Origin of the sequence: Pseudomonas sp. xss_2, from assembly GCF_043104195.1 — a bacterium.
Lineage (GTDB): Bacteria > Pseudomonadota > Gammaproteobacteria > Pseudomonadales > Pseudomonadaceae > Aquipseudomonas > Aquipseudomonas urmiensis.
On sequence record NZ_JBICKL010000055.1, the window covers coordinates 1 to 15,538 of the forward strand.

At 62.9% G+C, this 15,538-nt stretch carries 12 protein-coding genes; 10 read left to right on the forward strand and 2 right to left on the reverse strand.

The genetic code is table 11. The features are described from left to right. Positions 1–308 precede the first annotated feature (308 nt). The 6 genes from gcvH (at position 309) to ACF8K2_RS13035 (ending at position 7,382) form a co-directional block, all read left to right on the forward strand. Complete coding sequence (gene gcvH / locus ACF8K2_RS13010; RefSeq protein ID WP_312156567.1) at positions 309–692, forward strand: glycine cleavage system protein GcvH; 384 nt, start codon at positions 309–311, stop codon at positions 690–692. Positions 693–701: 9 nt separating this feature from the next. Continuing rightward, the gene (gene gcvP, locus ACF8K2_RS13015) at positions 702–3,557 is read left to right on the forward strand and encodes an aminomethyl-transferring glycine dehydrogenase (RefSeq protein ID WP_392465173.1); all 2,856 of its coding nucleotides are present in this window, start codon (positions 702–704) and stop codon (positions 3,555–3,557) included. 158 nt (positions 3,558–3,715) lie between these two features. Beyond that, positions 3,716–5,092, forward strand: a complete 1,377-nt coding sequence (locus tag ACF8K2_RS13020) for an L-serine ammonia-lyase (RefSeq protein WP_392465175.1) — start codon at positions 3,716–3,718, stop codon at positions 5,090–5,092. 23 nt (positions 5,093–5,115) lie between these two features. Then, the gene (gcvT, locus tag ACF8K2_RS13025; protein ID WP_392465211.1) at positions 5,116–6,240 is read left to right on the forward strand and encodes a glycine cleavage system aminomethyltransferase GcvT; all 1,125 of its coding nucleotides are present in this window, start codon (positions 5,116–5,118) and stop codon (positions 6,238–6,240) included. A 347-nt stretch (positions 6,241–6,587) separates the two neighbouring features. Next, complete coding sequence (locus tag ACF8K2_RS13030; RefSeq protein ID WP_186556447.1) at positions 6,588–6,800, forward strand: cold-shock protein; 213 nt, start codon at positions 6,588–6,590, stop codon at positions 6,798–6,800. 93 nt (positions 6,801–6,893) lie between these two features. Further along, positions 6,894–7,382, forward strand: a complete 489-nt coding sequence (locus ACF8K2_RS13035; protein WP_186556448.1) for an RDD family protein — start codon at positions 6,894–6,896, stop codon at positions 7,380–7,382. A gap of 210 nt (positions 7,383–7,592) precedes the next feature. On the opposite strand, the gene lptG is transcribed toward ACF8K2_RS13035, so the two are convergent. Together lptG and lptF are read right to left on the reverse strand one after the other, a co-directional pair. After that, a complete protein-coding gene (gene lptG, locus ACF8K2_RS13040; protein WP_368973560.1) occupies positions 7,593–8,654 on the reverse strand; it encodes an LPS export ABC transporter permease LptG in 1,062 nt (353 codons plus the stop codon). Further along, complete coding sequence (gene lptF / locus ACF8K2_RS13045) at positions 8,647–9,762, reverse strand: LPS export ABC transporter permease LptF (RefSeq protein ID WP_264234878.1); 1,116 nt, start codon at positions 9,760–9,762, stop codon at positions 8,647–8,649. Before lptF ends, lptG begins: the two co-directional genes overlap by 8 nt. Before the next feature lie 284 nt (positions 9,763–10,046). Here lptF and ACF8K2_RS13050 point away from each other — a divergent pair, with 284 nt between their 5' ends. The 4 genes from ACF8K2_RS13050 to ACF8K2_RS13065 all read left to right on the forward strand — a co-directional run bounded on the left by ACF8K2_RS13050 (position 10,047) and on the right by ACF8K2_RS13065 (position 15,449). Beyond that, positions 10,047–11,537 (forward strand): leucyl aminopeptidase, encoded by a 1,491-nt coding sequence (locus tag ACF8K2_RS13050; RefSeq protein WP_392465178.1) that lies wholly within the window; start codon positions 10,047–10,049, stop codon positions 11,535–11,537. A gap of 50 nt (positions 11,538–11,587) precedes the next feature. After that, entirely contained in the window at positions 11,588–12,016 is a 429-nt protein-coding gene (locus ACF8K2_RS13055) for a DNA polymerase III subunit chi (RefSeq protein ID WP_264234876.1), read from the forward strand. Positions 12,017–12,021: 5 nt separating this feature from the next. Further along, entirely contained in the window at positions 12,022–12,393 is a 372-nt protein-coding gene (locus tag ACF8K2_RS13060; RefSeq protein ID WP_368973574.1) for a DNA polymerase III subunit chi, read from the forward strand. A 209-nt stretch (positions 12,394–12,602) separates the two neighbouring features. Beyond that, entirely contained in the window at positions 12,603–15,449 is a 2,847-nt protein-coding gene (locus ACF8K2_RS13065; RefSeq protein ID WP_264234874.1) for a valine--tRNA ligase, read from the forward strand. The last annotated feature ends 89 nt before the right edge of the window (positions 15,450–15,538 follow it).

A 15,538-nucleotide genomic window follows, 5' to 3' on the forward strand; every position in this document is an offset into this window, starting at 1 on the left:
CTGCGTGGGAGCGGGCTTGCCCCGCGATGAGGCCCTGAAAAGCTTTCTGTATCGATTTAAATACATCGTATCGAATTCAATACATGGCGAATTCACCCATAACGGCCAAGGGTTTGATCCTTCGAACCTTTTGAGGCCTCCATCTCTGTAGCGATTTCATTCCATTCTTCACAGCCGAATATTTACGTTCTTTATCAAGTCATTGATTTATAAGTGATTTATCTAACTGGCCACAATATTGCTTAGGGAAGTCCCACCCAAGAGCGCGGCCCACCGCGCCCACGCCCCAGCTTCCCTGAGGAATTCCCATGAGCGAGTTGCGTTTCACCGAAGATCACGAATGGCTGCGTACTGAAGCCGATGGCAGCGTCACCGTAGGCATCACCGCCTTCGCCCAGAACGCCCTGGGTGACGTGGTCTATGTGCAACTGCCGGAGCTGCAACGCTACGAGCAAGGTGCAGAAGCCTCTACCGTCGAATCGGTCAAAGCCGCCAGCGGCGTGTACATGCCACTGACCGGTGAAGTAGTCGCGGTCAACCAGCAGCTTGCCGATAATCCCGAACTGGTCAACGAAGATCCGCTGGGCGAAGGCTGGTTCTTCCGCTTCATCCCCGCCGATGCCAACGCCGTGGCTGCCCTGCTCGACCAGGACGCCTACGACCGCCTGATCAAAGCCAACGCCGACGCCTGAGGAACTGCCATGACCATCAACCTCGGCACCGCCAACGAATTCATCGCCCGCCATATCGGCCCACGCAGCGCTGACGAGCACGCCATGCTCGCCACCCTGGGCTTCGACTCGCTCGAGGCGATGAGCGCCGCCGTCATCCCCGACAGCATCAAGGGCACCAGCGTCCTGGGCAGCAGCGACGGCCAGAGCGAAGCTGATGCGCTCGCCGCGCTTAAAGCCATCGCCGGCAAGAACCAACTGTTCAAGAGCCTGATCGGCCAGGGTTACTACAACACCCATACCCCGGCACCGATCCTGCGCAACCTGCTGGAAAACCCGGCCTGGTACACCGCCTACACCCCGTACCAGCCAGAAATCTCTCAAGGCCGCCTGGAAGCGCTGCTCAACTTCCAGACCCTGATCAGCGACCTGACCGGCCTGCCGATCGCCAACGCCTCCCTGCTCGACGAAGCCACCGCGGCCGCCGAGGCCATGACCTTCTGCAAACGCCTGTCGAAGAACAAGGGCAGCCATGCCTTCTTCGCCTCGGCCCATTGCCACCCGCAAACCCTCGACGTACTGCGCACCCGCGCCGAACCGCTGGGCATCGACGTGGTGGTTGGCGATGAGCGTGAACTGACCGACGTCAGTGCCTTCTTCGGCGCGCTGCTGCAATACCCGGCGAGCAATGGCGACGTGTTCGATTACCGCGAACTGGTGCAGCGTTTCCATGCTGCCAACGCCCTGGTCGCAGTCGCTGCCGACCTGCTGGCCCTGACCCTGTTGACCCCGCCGGGTGAGTTCGAAGCCGACGTGGCCATCGGCAGCGCCCAGCGTTTCGGCGTGCCGCTAGGCTTCGGTGGCCCGCACGCGGCTTACTTCGCCACCCGCGACGCGTTCAAGCGCGACATGCCGGGGCGTCTGGTCGGCGTGTCGATCGACCGCTTCGGCAAGACCGCCCTGCGCCTGGCCATGCAGACCCGCGAGCAACATATCCGCCGCGAGAAGGCCACCAGCAACATCTGCACCGCGCAGGTCCTGCTGGCCAACATCGCCAGCATGTTCGCCGTGTACCACGGCCCGGCCGGGCTCAAGCGCATCGCCGAGCGCACCCATGCACTGACCGCGATCCTGGCCGCAGGTCTTGAGCAACTGGGCGCCAAGGTCGTCACCCAAGCCTATTTCGATACCCTGACCCTGGCCACCGGCCAAGCGACCGCCGCCCTGCACGACAAGGCGCGCGCCCAGCGCATCAACCTGCGCCAGGTCGACGCCGATCATCTGGGCCTGTCGCTCGACGAAACCAGCACCCAGGCCGATGTCGAAACCCTCTGGCAGTTGTTCGCAGGCGACCAGCCTGTGCCTGAGTTCGCCGCCGTTGCCGCCGCCAGCGCCTCGCGCCTGCCGGCCGCGCTGCTGCGCCAATCGGCAATTCTCGAACACCCGGTATTCAACCGCTATCACAGCGAAACCGAGCTGATGCGCTACCTGCGCCGCCTGGCCGACAAGGACCTGGCGCTGGACCGCAGCATGATCCCGCTGGGCTCGTGCACCATGAAGCTCAACGCCGCCAGCGAAATGATCCCAGTGACCTGGGCCGAGTTCGGCAATCTGCACCCGTTCGCGCCTGCCGCGCAGAGCCAGGGCTACCTGCAGATGACCACTGAGCTGGAAGCCATGCTCTGCGCCGCCACCGGCTACGACGCCGTGTCGCTGCAACCCAACGCCGGCTCCCAGGGCGAATACGCAGGCCTGTTGGCGATCCGTGCCTACCACCGCAGCCGCGGCGAGGCGCATCGCAATATCTGCCTGATCCCCTCCTCGGCCCACGGCACCAACCCCGCTACCGCGCACATGGCCGGTATGCGCGTGGTGGTCACCGCGTGTGACGCACGTGGCAACGTCGACATCGACGATCTGCGCGCCAAGGCCCTCGAACACCGCGAGCAGCTCGCGGCGATCATGATCACCTACCCATCGACCCATGGCGTGTTCGAGGAAGCGATCGGCGAGATCTGCGCGATCATCCACGACAACGGCGGCCAGGTGTACATCGATGGCGCCAACATGAACGCCATGGTCGGCCTGTGTGCCCCCGGCAAGTTCGGTGGCGACGTGTCGCACCTGAACCTGCACAAAACCTTCTGCATCCCCCACGGGGGTGGCGGCCCGGGCGTCGGCCCGATCGGCGTCAAGTCGCACCTGGCGCCGTTCCTGCCAGGCCACGCCGCGCTGGAAAACACTAGCGGCGCCGTTTGCGCGGCACCGTTCGGCAGCGCCAGCATTCTGCCGATCACCTGGATGTACATTCGAATGATGGGTGGTGCGGGTCTTACCCGGGCTTCGCAGATGGCCATCCTCAATGCCAACTACATCGCCCGTCGCCTGGAAGAGCACTATCCTGTGTTGTACACCGGCGGCAATGGCCTGGTAGCGCACGAATGCATCCTCGACCTGCGCCCGCTCAAGGACACCAGCGGCATCAGCGTCGATGACGTGGCCAAGCGCCTGATCGACTTCGGCTTCCACGCTCCGACCATGTCCTTCCCGGTCGCCGGCACGCTGATGATCGAACCGACCGAAAGTGAGTCCAAGGAAGAACTGGACCGTTTCTGCGAGGCGATGATCAAGATTCGTGAAGAGATTCGCGCAGTCGAGACCGGCAGCCTGGACAAGGACGACAACCCGCTGAAGAACGCGCCGCACACCGCCGCAGAGCTGGTCGGCGAGTGGAGCCATGGTTATAGCCGTGAGCAGGCGGTGTACCCGCTGGCCAGCCTGATCGAAGCCAAGTACTGGCCACCGGTGGGCCGCGTCGACAACGTGTTTGGTGATCGCAACCTGGTGTGCGCTTGCCCGTCGATCGAGAGCTATCAGGACGTCTGAGCCCAGCCACATGCGGGGGCTGCGCTGCAGCCCATCGCAGGCTCCGCCAGCTCCCACACCAGCAACACTCATAGCCCTGTAGGAGCGGGCGTTGCCTGCGAGGGGCCGCAAAGCGGTCCTGCTGCTGCGCCAAGCCCACCGAACCGAGGAGCAAGCTAATGTCACTGAGCGTCTTCGACCTGTTCAAGATCGGCATTGGTCCTTCCAGTTCTCACACCGTCGGCCCGATGCGCGCCGCTGCGCGCTTCGCCGAAGGACTGCGGCGCGATCACCTGTTGAGCCAAACCGTCAGCGTCAAAGCCGAGCTGTACGGCTCGCTGGGCGCCACCGGCAAAGGCCACGGCAGTGACAAGGCGGTGTTGCTCGGCCTGGAAGGCGAGCAGCCCGATACGGTCGACACCGAATCCATCCCCGCCCGCCTGCAGGCAATCCGCGAAAGCGGCCAGTTGCGCCTGCTCGGCGAACAGCCGATTGGCTTCGTCGAAAAACAGCACTTGGCGATGATCCGCAAACCGCTGGATTACCACCCCAACGGCATGATCTTCCGCGCCTTCGACGCAGCCGGTTTGCAAATCCGCAGCCGCGAGTACTACTCGGTCGGTGGCGGTTTCGTGGTCGACGAAGAGGCGGCCGGGCACGATCGCATCGTCGAGGACCGCACGCCACTGACCTACCCCTTCACCACCGGCAAGGAACTGCTCGCCCATTGCAGCGCCCAGCAACTGTCGTTCAGCCAGGTGATGCTGGCCAACGAAGCCGCCTGGCGCCCGGAAAGCGAGACCCGTGCCGGCCTGCTGCGGATCTGGCAAGTGATGCAGGACTGTGTCGCGGCCGGCTGTCGCCATGAGGGTATCTTGCCGGGCGGGCTGAAGGTCAAGCGCCGGGCGCCGGCGTTGTACCGGCAGCTCAGCCAGCACCCGGAGGCGAGCCTGCGCGACGCCTTGTCGGTGCTCGACTGGGTCAACCTCTATGCCCTGGCGGTCAACGAAGAAAATGCCAACGGCGGGCGCGTAGTCACCGCGCCGACCAATGGCGCGGCCGGGATCATCCCGGCGGTTCTGCACTACTACATGCGCTTCGTGCCGGGTGCCAGTGACGACGGCGTAGTGCGTTTTCTGCTGACCGCCGCCGCTATCGGCATCCTGTACAAAGAAAACGCCTCGATCTCCGGCGCCGAAGTGGGCTGCCAGGGCGAGGTCGGGGTGGCGTGCTCGATGGCCGCCGGGGCGCTGTGCGAAGTCATGGGCGGCACCCCGCAGCAAGTCGAGAACGCTGCCGAAATCGGCATGGAACACAACCTGGGCCTGACCTGCGACCCCATCGGCGGCTTGGTTCAGGTGCCCTGCATCGAGCGCAACGCCATGGGCTCGGTGAAGGCGATCAACGCCGTGCGCATGGCCTTGCGCGGTGACGGCCAGCACTTCGTCTCGCTCGACAAGGTGATCCGCACTATGCGCCAGACCGGCGCCGACATGAAAAGCAAATACAAGGAGACCGCCCGCGGCGGTCTTGCCGTCAACATCATCGAATGTTGAGCCAACAACAAATCAAGGAGTTGCTGATGTCCGAAACACTGCACAAGACCCCACTGCACGCCCTGCACGTGGAACTGGGCGCACGCATGGTGCCGTTCGCCGGCTTTGACATGCCCGTGCAGTACCCGCTGGGGGTGATGAAGGAGCACCTGCACACCCGCGAACAGGCCGGCCTGTTCGATGTTTCGCACATGGGTCAGATCCGCCTGCTCGGCGCCGACGCCGCCCGTGCCCTGGAAACCCTGGTGCCGGTGGATATCGTCGACCTGCCGGTGGGAATGCAGCGCTACGCCATGTTCACCAATGAAAGCGGCGGCATCCTCGATGACCTGATGGTCGCCAACCTGGGTAACGATGAGTTGTTCCTGGTGGTCAACGCCGCCTGTAAAGAGCAGGACCTGGCCCACCTGCAACAGCACCTCGGCAACCGCTGCGAGGTCCAGCCGCTGTTCGAAGAGCGCGCCCTGCTCGCCCTGCAAGGCCCAGCGGCGGTCACGGTGCTGGAGCGCCTGGCACCCGAAGTAGCTGGGATGACCTTCATGCAGTTCCGTCCCCTCACATTGCTCGGCCAGGACTGCTACGTCAGCCGCTCGGGCTACACCGGCGAAGACGGCTACGAGATTTCCGTGCCAGCAGCCGCTGCCGACGCCCTGGCCCGTCGCCTGCTGGCTGAGCCTGAAGTCCAGGCCATCGGCCTGGGCGCGCGCGACTCGCTGCGCCTGGAGGCCGGCCTGTGCTTGTATGGCCACGATATGAACCGCGCCACCACACCGATCGAGGCCAGCTTGCTCTGGGCCATTTCCAAAGTGCGTCGGGCCGATGGTGCGCGCGCAGGTGGCTTCCCCGGCGCCGCTGCGATCTTTGCCCAGCAGCAGCAAGGCGTGGCACGCAAGCGAGTCGGCCTGTTGCCGCAAGAACGTACTCCGGTGCGTGAGGCCGCCGAGATTGTCGACGAGGCCGGCAACATTGTCGGCGCAGTGTGCAGCGGCGGCTTCGGCCCGACACTCGGTGCACCACTGGCAATGGGTTATGTCGATAGCGAACATGCCGCACTCGATACCTCGCTGTATGCCCTGGTCAGGGGCAAACGAGTTGCCTTGAAAGTCAGCAAAATGCCTTTTGTCGCGCAACGTTACTATCGCGGTTGAAAGCCGTTTCGAGCAGGCGGGCAATATTCGTTTTCGAACCTTCCCTATAACTTTTGAACATGGCGCCAGCCCAGGCGCCATGCCGCCTGCAGACAAACGGGGCGGTTATCGGAAAAAGGCCGAAATCGGCGAATCGGCAGGGCTTGTTTTTGTCTTGGGAGTTGGCGTACATTCAGCTCACTGTGTTTGCATGGGTCGCAACAGTTCGTGACCTGGGCCAGTAGCTGCAATCTGCTACAACCCGTTCGACGTCTCTTACTTTCCTGCAACCCAGCCCAGTACGCTTTCGTCTATTCGATACGAAAGAAACTGTTATTACTCTCTAAAGATTCATAGGAAATAAGACAATGGCTGAGCGTCAGAACGGTACCGTCAAGTGGTTCAATGACGAAAAAGGTTACGGTTTCATCACCCCAGAGAGCGGTGCTGACCTGTTCGTTCACTTCCGTGCCATTCAAGGCAACGGTTTCAAGAGCCTCAAAGAAGGCCAGAAGGTGACTTTCGTTGCCGTCCAGGGCCAGAAAGGCATGCAGGCTGACGAAGTTCAAGCCGAAGGCTGATCTGCGTTAAAAAAGCCCCTGCATTGATCCGCAGGGGCTTTTTTATGCCTGCAATTCCATAGAATGGGCCTTTGCCATCTGGAGTTGCCCTGCATGCCCAAGCATTCCCTCTCTCCCCAGGGTGATTTCCCGCCTGTTGGCCTGGGCCGTCGCCTGGCGGCGATGTTCTATGACTTCCTGCTGTGCACCGCCCTACTGATCGTCACTGCCGGGGTCTACAAGATGATCCAGATGGCGATCATCGGTGAGGCGCGCATGCGCGAGCTGACCGATGCCGGTGCGTTGGATGGTGATCCGCTGCTGTCGACGATCCTGGTGTTTGCGCTGTTTGGCTTTTTTGCCAAGTTCTGGACCCATGGCGGCCAGACCCTGGGCATGCAAGTGTGGGGCGTGCGCGTGCAGAACGCCGATGGCAGCGCGATCAGCCTGTGGCAGGCGCTGCTGCGTTTTGTGGTGTCGATCGCGTCCTGGCTGTGCTTGGGGATGGGGTTTGTCTGGTCGTTGATCGACAAGCGCAAGCGCAGCTGGCATGACATCTACTCCGAGACCCAACTGGTGCGGGTTCCGAAACAGAAGAAATAACCTGCCCAGTGGATCAGCCCCTGTAGGAGCTGGCTTGCCTGCGATGGGCTGCGAAGCGGCCCCAATAAATCTGGATAAGACACCAAGTCTGCGCGAGGCCTGCAATTTTTGGGGCTGCCTTGCAGCCCATCGCAGGCAAGCCAGCTCCTACAGAAAATTGCCCATGAAAAAGCCGACCCTAAGGTCGGCTTTTTCACATCGCCCAGGCCATCAGCCCGCTCGACGCAACAACCACACCCCAGCCAGCGCACAAACGCCCGCCGGTATCACCACCGCCAACAGCGGCGGGAAGCCAAACACCTGGCTGGATGGGCCAAGCAGGTCTTGGGCAATCCGGAACACAAAGCCCACCAATACACCGGTGAACACACGTTGCCCCAGGGTCACCGAACGCAGTGGGCCGAAGATGAACGAAATCGCCATCAGCACCAGCGCCGCAGTCACCGCCGGCTGCAGCACCTTGGTCCAGAACGCCAGCCAGTAGCGGGCATTGTTCAGGCCTTGGTCAGACAGGTAATGGATGTAGTCCCACAGCCCGGTAATCGACAGCGACTCGGGCGCCAGCACTACGGTATTGAGCAACTGCGGGGTTACCGATACATCCCAGCGCTCTTCCGGGGCCTTGACCACTTCGGTGTGGTCGCCACGGAAGTGGGTGGTGGTGACATCGTTGAGCACCCAGTGGTCTTCGTTGTACTTGGCCCGGCGGGCAAAGCTGGAGGTGACGATCTTGCGCTCATCGTCGAAGCGATAGCGGGTCACCCCCAACAGCAGGCCGTTAGGCTGCACCGAGTTGATGTGCACGAACTCTTCGCCCTGGCGGTGCCACATGCCGCGCTTGGAGCTCTGCGCCTCGCCACCGCCCTGTGCCAGCGAGCGCTCGGCCTGACCCTTGTTTTCGGTAACCGGGGCGACGTACTCGCCGATCAGCAGACCGACCAGCATCAGCACCAGCATCGGTTTCATGACCGCCCAGACGATCCGCCCGATCGACACGCCGGCAGCGCGCATGATGGTCAGTTCGCTGCTGCTGGCCAGGCTACCCAGGCCGATCAGGCAGCCAATCAAGGCCGCCATCGGCAGCATCTCGTAGAGCCGGCGAGGCGCGGTCATCAAGACGAAGTAACCGGCGTCGAGCACGGTGTAGGTATCGCTCAGGTCGCCCATCTCATCGATGAAGGCGAACAGCGAGGCCAAGCCAAGAATGATGCCGAGCACAGCCAGGATGGCCAGCAGCACGCTCATGCCGATATAGCGATCCAGCTTAACCATGAGCCACCCCCGCACGCCGCGCAGCACGTTTGAGGCGCATTGGCTCCCAGTACATCAGGCCCAGGCCGATCAGCAGGAACAGCCCGTGCACCCACCACATGCCCAGGGCGATCGGGAGCTTGCCCTTCTCCAGGGCGCCGCGTACGGAAATCAGCATTGTCAGGTAAGCCATGTAGAGGAGGATCGCCGGCAGCAGCTTGAGGAAGCGGCCCTGGCGAGGATTGACCCGCGACAGCGGGACTGCCAGCAAGGTCACGACAAACACCAGCAGCGGCAGCGACAGCCGCCATTGCAGCTCGGCACGCTCACGCAGGCCTTTATGGCCGATCAGCTCGGACGTGGGGATCGCTTCACGCTCGGTGACTTCTTCACTGACTTCAGGCTTGGGCAGCAGCACGCCGTAGGTGTCGTACTTGATCGCCCGGTAGTCGGCCTGGCCAGGGTTGCCGTCGTAGCGGTAGCCGTTTTCCAGGATCAGGTAACGGTTGCCGTCGGCCTGCACTTCCTGGTGGCCTTTTTCGGCAACCAGTACCGAAGGCGCGCGGTCCTTGGTCTTGTCGGCGTTAAAGCGCTTCTCGGAAATGAACACGCCCGCCAGATTGACCCGGTCATCGGACAGCTGCTCGGTGTAGGTCACCCGTGAGCCATCGCGCAGGGTCTGGAAACGCCCAGGTACCAGGGTGTCGAACTCGGTCAGGGCATCTTGCTGATTGATAATCTGCTGCACCTGCGACACACCTTGTGGCGCCAGGCTCAAGCTCAGCCAAGCGACCAGCAGGGCGACCAGGGCCGCTGGGGCCATGGTCATCGCCAGCAGGCGTTGCTGGCTCATGCCGGTCGCCGAGAGCACGGTCATCTCGCTCTCCAGGTACAACCGGCCATAAGCCAGCAGAATGCCCAGGAACAAGCCCAACGGCAGGATCAGCTGCAAGAAACCCGGCAGCCGGAAGCCCATGATCAGGAACAGCACGCTCGGGTCGAGCACGCCCTGGGCGGCCTGTGCCAGGTATTTGATGAAACGCCCGCTCATGATGATCACCAGCAGCACAGCGCTGACGGCGCTCAAGGTCAGCAGGACCTCGCGGGACAGATAACGAAAGACGATCAAACCAGACACTCCTGGGTTGTCAGGGGCGAACAGCCAATTAATGGCTTCGGACAGCCAAGACCTATGCCGGTTCGCCAACGGCGAACCTCCATGTAAAGTGCGCGCATTATCCTGTGATTGACCTCGCCTGTCACTTGGCCGCGCATGACAGTACATATCGGGGTTGTCAGCGGCCTTGCCCCAGGCTCAAACTGGCAGCTTTTCCGCTGGCACGCGACCACGCGGCCAAGCCCGCTTCGAGCGCGCACCCATTGCGCCAACTCACAGATCTACGGGGTCCTGACATGGAACTGGTTGTAAAAAGCGTAGCTGCTGCATCGTTGAAAACCGCCACGCTGGTAGTGGCCGTCGGCGAGGGGCGCAAACTCGGCAACATCGCCAAGGCCGTCGATGAAGCATCCAATGGCGCCATCTCCGCCGTGCTCAAGCGTGGCGACCTGGCTGGCAAGCCTGGCCAGACCCTGCTGCTGCACAGCCTGCCGGGCCTGAAGGCCGAGCGCGTGCTGCTGGTTGGCAGCGGCAAGGACGCCCTGGGCGATCGCAGCTGGCGCAAACTGGCCGTGAGCGTGGCCGGCGTGCTGAAGAGCCTGGGTGGCAGCGACGCGGTACTGGCCCTGGACGATATCGCCGTCACTGGCCGCGACGCGCATTACGGCAAATACCGCCTGCTGGCCGAAACCCTGCTTGACGGTGACTACCTGTTCGACCGCTTCAAGAGCCAGAAGGCCGAGCCGCGCGTGCTCAAGAAAATCACCCTGCTGGCCGACAAGGCCGGCCTGGCCGAGGTCGAGCGTGCCGTCAAGCACGCCAGCGCGATCGCCAGCGGCATGTCCTTGACCCGCGACCTGGGCAACCTGCCGCCGAACATCTGCCACCCAAGCTACCTGGCCGAACAAGCCAAGGAACTGGGCAAGGCCAACAAAGGCCTGAAGGTCGAAGTGTTCGACGAGAAGAAGATCAAAGACCTGGGCATGGGCGCGTTCTACGCCGTTGGCCAAGGCAGCGAACAGCCACCACGCTTGATCGTCATGCAATACCAGGGCGGCAAGAAGAGCGAAAAACCGTTCGTACTGGTGGGTAAAGGCATCACCTTCGACACCGGCGGCATCAGCCTAAAGCCAGGCGCCGGCATGGATGAAATGAAGTACGACATGTGCGGCGCGGCCAGCGTGTTCGGCACCCTGCGTGCGGTGCTCGAGCTCAAGCTGCCGATCAACCTGGTGTGCATCCTGGCCTGCGCCGAGAACATGCCAAGTGGCAACGCCACCCGTCCTGGCGACATCGTCACTACCATGAGCGGGCAAACCGTGGAAATCCTCAACACTGACGCCGAAGGCCGTCTGGTGCTGTGCGATGCCCTGACCTACGCCGAACGCTTCAAGCCGCAGGCGGTGATCGACATCGCCACCCTGACCGGCGCCTGCATCGTCGCCCTGGGCAGCCACACCACCGGCCTGCTGGGCAACAACGACGATCTGCTCGAGCAACTGCTCAGCGCTGGCAAGCGGGCCGACGACCGCGCCTGGCAGCTGCCGCTGTTCGACGAGTACCAGGAGCAGCTGGACAGCCCGTTCGCCGACATCGCCAACATCGGCGGGCCGAAGGCCGGCACCATCACCGCGGCATGCTTCCTGTCGCGCTTTGCCAAGGCCTACAACTGGGCGCACCTGGACATCGCCGGCACCGCCTGGATCAGCGGCGGCAAGGACAAAGGCGCCACTGGCCGCCCCGTGCCCCTGCTGACCCAATACCTGCTCGACCGCGCCAACGCCTGACCCCGCACGGCGGGTGCGCCGCTCGCGGCCACCCGCCAACGGACTGAACCATGAGCCAAGTAGATTTCTATATCCTGCCCACCGACTCGCTGTCGGCGCGGCTGGATTTCGCCTGCAAGCTGTGTGAGAAAGCCTGGCGCCTCGGCCACCGGGTCTACCTGCATTGCCAGGACGGCGAACAGCGCGAACAACTCAACCAGCGTCTGTGGCACTTCAAGGGCGAGGCCTTCATACCCCACGACCTGGCCGAGGCCCACGCCGACGCTGCAGTGGTCCTGGGTTTGGGGAGTGACGCCGGTGACCATCGCGACTTGCTGATCAACCTGGGCGGCGACGTTCCGGGGTTTGTCGAGCAGTTCGCCCGGGTGGCCGAGATCGTCGTCGAGGAGCCCAGCATTCGCCTTGCCGCACGAGAGCGGTTCCGTTTCTACCGTGAACGGGGCTATGCTCTGCAAGATCACCGCCTACAGCGACTTTAACGACGATGGACAAGCACTCTCCCCTGCCCGATTCTGCCCATCTGCTCGACGACCTGGAGTCGATCCGCGAGCTGTTGGGTGATGCCGACCTGCAACCACCACTGCTGACCGATACGGTCGAACAGATTCCCCTGCTGCTGGACGAACCCGCCGGCAATGCACCGGCTGTAGCGCAGCCGGTAGCCCCTCCCGCTGCCGAAGAAGAAGACCCGCAGACTCGCCGCCAGGACACCCTGCTGCGCCTGGACGCCGAACTGCGTGCCGCTGCCCAGTTGATCATGCAAGACGTGATCAACGACTTCACCCCGCATATCGAAACCGAGATCAAGCGCCGCCTCGATGCGCGTATGGAGCGCCTGCTCAAGCGCCCCGAGTAAGCCTCGAACCTGAATGTGTCCGTTGTGACCCTATCGCGGGGCAAGCCCGCTCCCACGCAGGCTTGTCCATTGGCAAGGCGTGGGAGCGGGCTTGCCCCGCGATGAGGCCGGACCTGCTCAACAAGACCCCAGCAGCTTGTCGCCTGAATCCCGCCGCTCCGTTATACTTCTCGGCTTTCCCGAATTAATGCCTAAGGGTCCCGCCGCGCATGGATAAGACCTACCAGCCGCACGCCATCGAAACTTCCTGGTACAACACCTGGGAGTCCGAGAACTATTTCGCCCCACAAGGTGCAGGCGAGTCCTACACCATCATGATCCCGCCGCCAAATGTGACCGGCAGCCTGCACATGGGTCACGGTTTCAACAACGCGATCATGGACGCCCTGATCCGTTTCCGCCGCATGCAGGGTCGCGACACCCTGTGGCAGCCAGGCACCGACCACGCCGGTATCGCCACCCAGATGCTGGTCGAGCGCCAGCTCGAGGCCAAGGGCCAGAACCGTCATGACCTGGGCCGCGAGCAGTTCCTGGAGAAGGTCTGGGAGTGGAAGGAGCAGTCCGGTGGCAACATCAGCCGGCAGATCCGCCGCCTGGGTTCGTCGGTCGACTGGAGCCGCGAGCGTTTCACCATGGACGACGGCCTGTCCGACGCGGTCAAGGAAGCCTTCGTCCGCCTGCACGAAGACGGCCTGATCTACCGCGGCAAGCGCCTGGTCAACTGGGACACCAAGCTGCACACCGCCATCTCTGACCTGGAAGTGGAAAACCACGACGAGAAAGGTCACCTGTGGAACCTGCGCTACCCGCTGGCCGATGGCGCCAAGACCGCCGATGGCAAAGACTACCTGGTCGTCGCCACCACCCGTCCGGAGACCCTGCTGGGTGACGCTGCGGTCGCGGTCAACCCAAATGACGAGCGCTACCAGGCCCTGATCGGCAAGTTCGTCAAGCTGCCGCTGGTCGGCCGCCTGATCCCGATCATCGGCGACGATTACTGCGACCCGGAATTCGGCACCGGCTGCGTGAAGATCACCCCAGCCCACGACTTCAACGACTACGAAGTCGGCAAGCGCCATAACCTGCCGCTGCTGAACATCTTCGACAAGAACGCCCTGGTACTGGCCAGTGCCCAGGCTTTCAACCTCGACGGCAGCGTCAACGAGCAGATCGACACCAGCCTGCCGGCGCAATACGCCGGCCTCGACCGCTTCGTTGCCCGCAAGCAGATCGTTGCCGACCTCGATGCCCAGGGCCTGCTGGTCAGCGTCGATGACCACGCGCTGAAAGTGCCGAAAGGCGATCGCTCCGGCACCGTCATCGAGCCGTGGCTGACCGACCAATGGTATGTCTCCACCAAGCCGCTGGCAGAACCTGCCATCGCCGCTGTGGAAGACGGTCGCATCCAGTTCGTGCCCAAGCAGTACGAAAACATGTACTTCTCGTGGATGCGTGACATCCAGGACTGGTGCATCAGCCGTCAGCTGTGGTGGGGCCACCGGATCCCGGCGTGGTACGACGAGGCCGGCCAGGTCTACGTTGGCCGCAACGAGGAAGAAGTGCGCGCCAAGCACAACCTGGGCAGCGACGTAGTCCTGCGCCAGGACGACGACGTGCTCGACACCTGGTTCAGTTCCGGCCTGTGGACCTTCTCCACCCTCGGCTGGCCAGAGCAGACCGAGTTCCTGAAGAAATTCCACTCCACCGACGTGCTGGTCACCGGTTTCGACATCATCTTCTTCTGGGTCGCCCGGATGATCATGCTGACCATGCACCTGGTGAAGAACGAAGACGGCACCCCGCAGGTTCCGTTCAAGACCGTCTACGTCCACGGTCTGGTGCGCGACGGACAAGGCCAGAAGATGTCCAAGTCCAAGGGCAACGTGCTTGACCCGCTGGACATCGTCGATGGCATCACCCTCGAGGCCCTGCTGGAAAAACGCACCAGCGGCATGATGCAACCCAAGCTTGCCGAGAAGATCGCCAAGCAGACCAAGGCCGAGTTCCCCGAAGGCATCGCCAGCTACGGCACAGACGCCCTGCGCTTCACCTTCTGCTCGCTGGCGTCCACCGGTCGCGACATCAAGTTCGATATGGGCCGCGTCGAAGGCTACCGCAACTTCTGCAACAAGATCTGGAACGCCGCCCGCTACGTGCTGGACAAAGGCGAAGACTGCGGGCAGAACGGCGAGGCCTACGAGCTGTCGCTGGCCGACCGCTGGATCATCTCGCAGTTGCAGCGCACTGAAGCCGAAGTGACCCGTCAGCTCGAGCAGTTCCGCTTCGACCTGGCCAGCCAGGCGCTGTACGAGTTCATCTGGAACCAGTACTGCGACTGGTACCTGGAGCTGTCCAAGCCGGTACTATGGGACGAAAACGCCCCGGTCGAGCGCGCCCGCGGCACCCGTCGCACGCTGGTACGCGTGCTGGAAGTGGCCCTGCGCCTGGCACACCCGTTCATGCCGTTCATCACCGAAGAGATCTGGCAGCGCATCGCGCCGCTGGCAGGCATCGACGGCAAGACCATCATGCTGCAACCGTGGCCCGTGGCCAATGACAGCCGCATCGACGTAGCGGCCGAAGGTGACATCGAGTGGCTGCAACAGCTGATGGTCGGTCTGCGTAACATTCGCGCCGAGATGAACATTGGCCCAGGCAAACCGCTGCCGCTGTTCCTCAAGAACGCCAATGCCGACGACCAGCGTCGCTTGCAAGAAAACGAAGCGCTGCTCAAGAAGCTGGCAAAGGTCGAGTCGTTCACCGTGCTCGGCGAACAGGACGAAGCGCCACTGTCGGCCACCGCACTGGTTGGCGATCTGCAGGTGCTGGTGCCAATGGCCGGCCTGATCGACAAGGACGCCGAGCTGGCTCGCCTGAACAAGGAAATCCAGCGTCTGCAAGGTGAAGTGCAACGGGTTGGCGGCAAGCTGTCCAACGCCGCCTTCGTCGACAAGGCACCGCCTGCGGTAATCGACAAGGAACGCGCCAAGCTGGCTGAAGCCGAGCAGGCGCTGGCCAACTTCACCGAGCAGCATGCGCGGATTGCCGCGCTCTAAACCTCAGTGAAGCCATCGCGGGGCAAGCCCGCTCCCACGCACCCGCTCCGGTATGGAGTGAAGGCGTGGGAGTGGGCTTGCCCCGCGAT

Bases quoted from the DNA above. Each gene is read 5' to 3' on its own strand.
- gcvH (WP_312156567.1), top strand. From the start codon at position 309: ATGAGCGAGTTGCGTTTCACCGAAGATCACGAATGGCTGCGTACTGAA.
- gcvP (WP_392465173.1), top strand. From the start codon at position 702: ATGACCATCAACCTCGGCACCGCCAACGAATTCATCGCCCGCCATATC.
- ACF8K2_RS13020 (WP_392465175.1), top strand. From the start codon at position 3,716: ATGTCACTGAGCGTCTTCGACCTGTTCAAGATCGGCATTGGTCCTTCC.
- ACF8K2_RS13030 (WP_186556447.1), top strand. From the start codon at position 6,588: ATGGCTGAGCGTCAGAACGGTACCGTCAAGTGGTTCAATGACGAAAAA.
- ACF8K2_RS13035 (WP_186556448.1), top strand. From the start codon at position 6,894: ATGCCCAAGCATTCCCTCTCTCCCCAGGGTGATTTCCCGCCTGTTGGC.
- lptG (WP_368973560.1), bottom strand. From the start codon at position 8,654: ATGGTTAAGCTGGATCGCTATATCGGCATGAGCGTGCTGCTGGCCATC.
- ACF8K2_RS13050 (WP_392465178.1), top strand. From the start codon at position 10,047: ATGGAACTGGTTGTAAAAAGCGTAGCTGCTGCATCGTTGAAAACCGCC.
- ACF8K2_RS13055 (WP_264234876.1), top strand. From the start codon at position 11,588: ATGAGCCAAGTAGATTTCTATATCCTGCCCACCGACTCGCTGTCGGCG.
- ACF8K2_RS13060 (WP_368973574.1), top strand. From the start codon at position 12,022: ATGGACAAGCACTCTCCCCTGCCCGATTCTGCCCATCTGCTCGACGAC.
- ACF8K2_RS13065 (WP_264234874.1), top strand. From the start codon at position 12,603: ATGGATAAGACCTACCAGCCGCACGCCATCGAAACTTCCTGGTACAAC.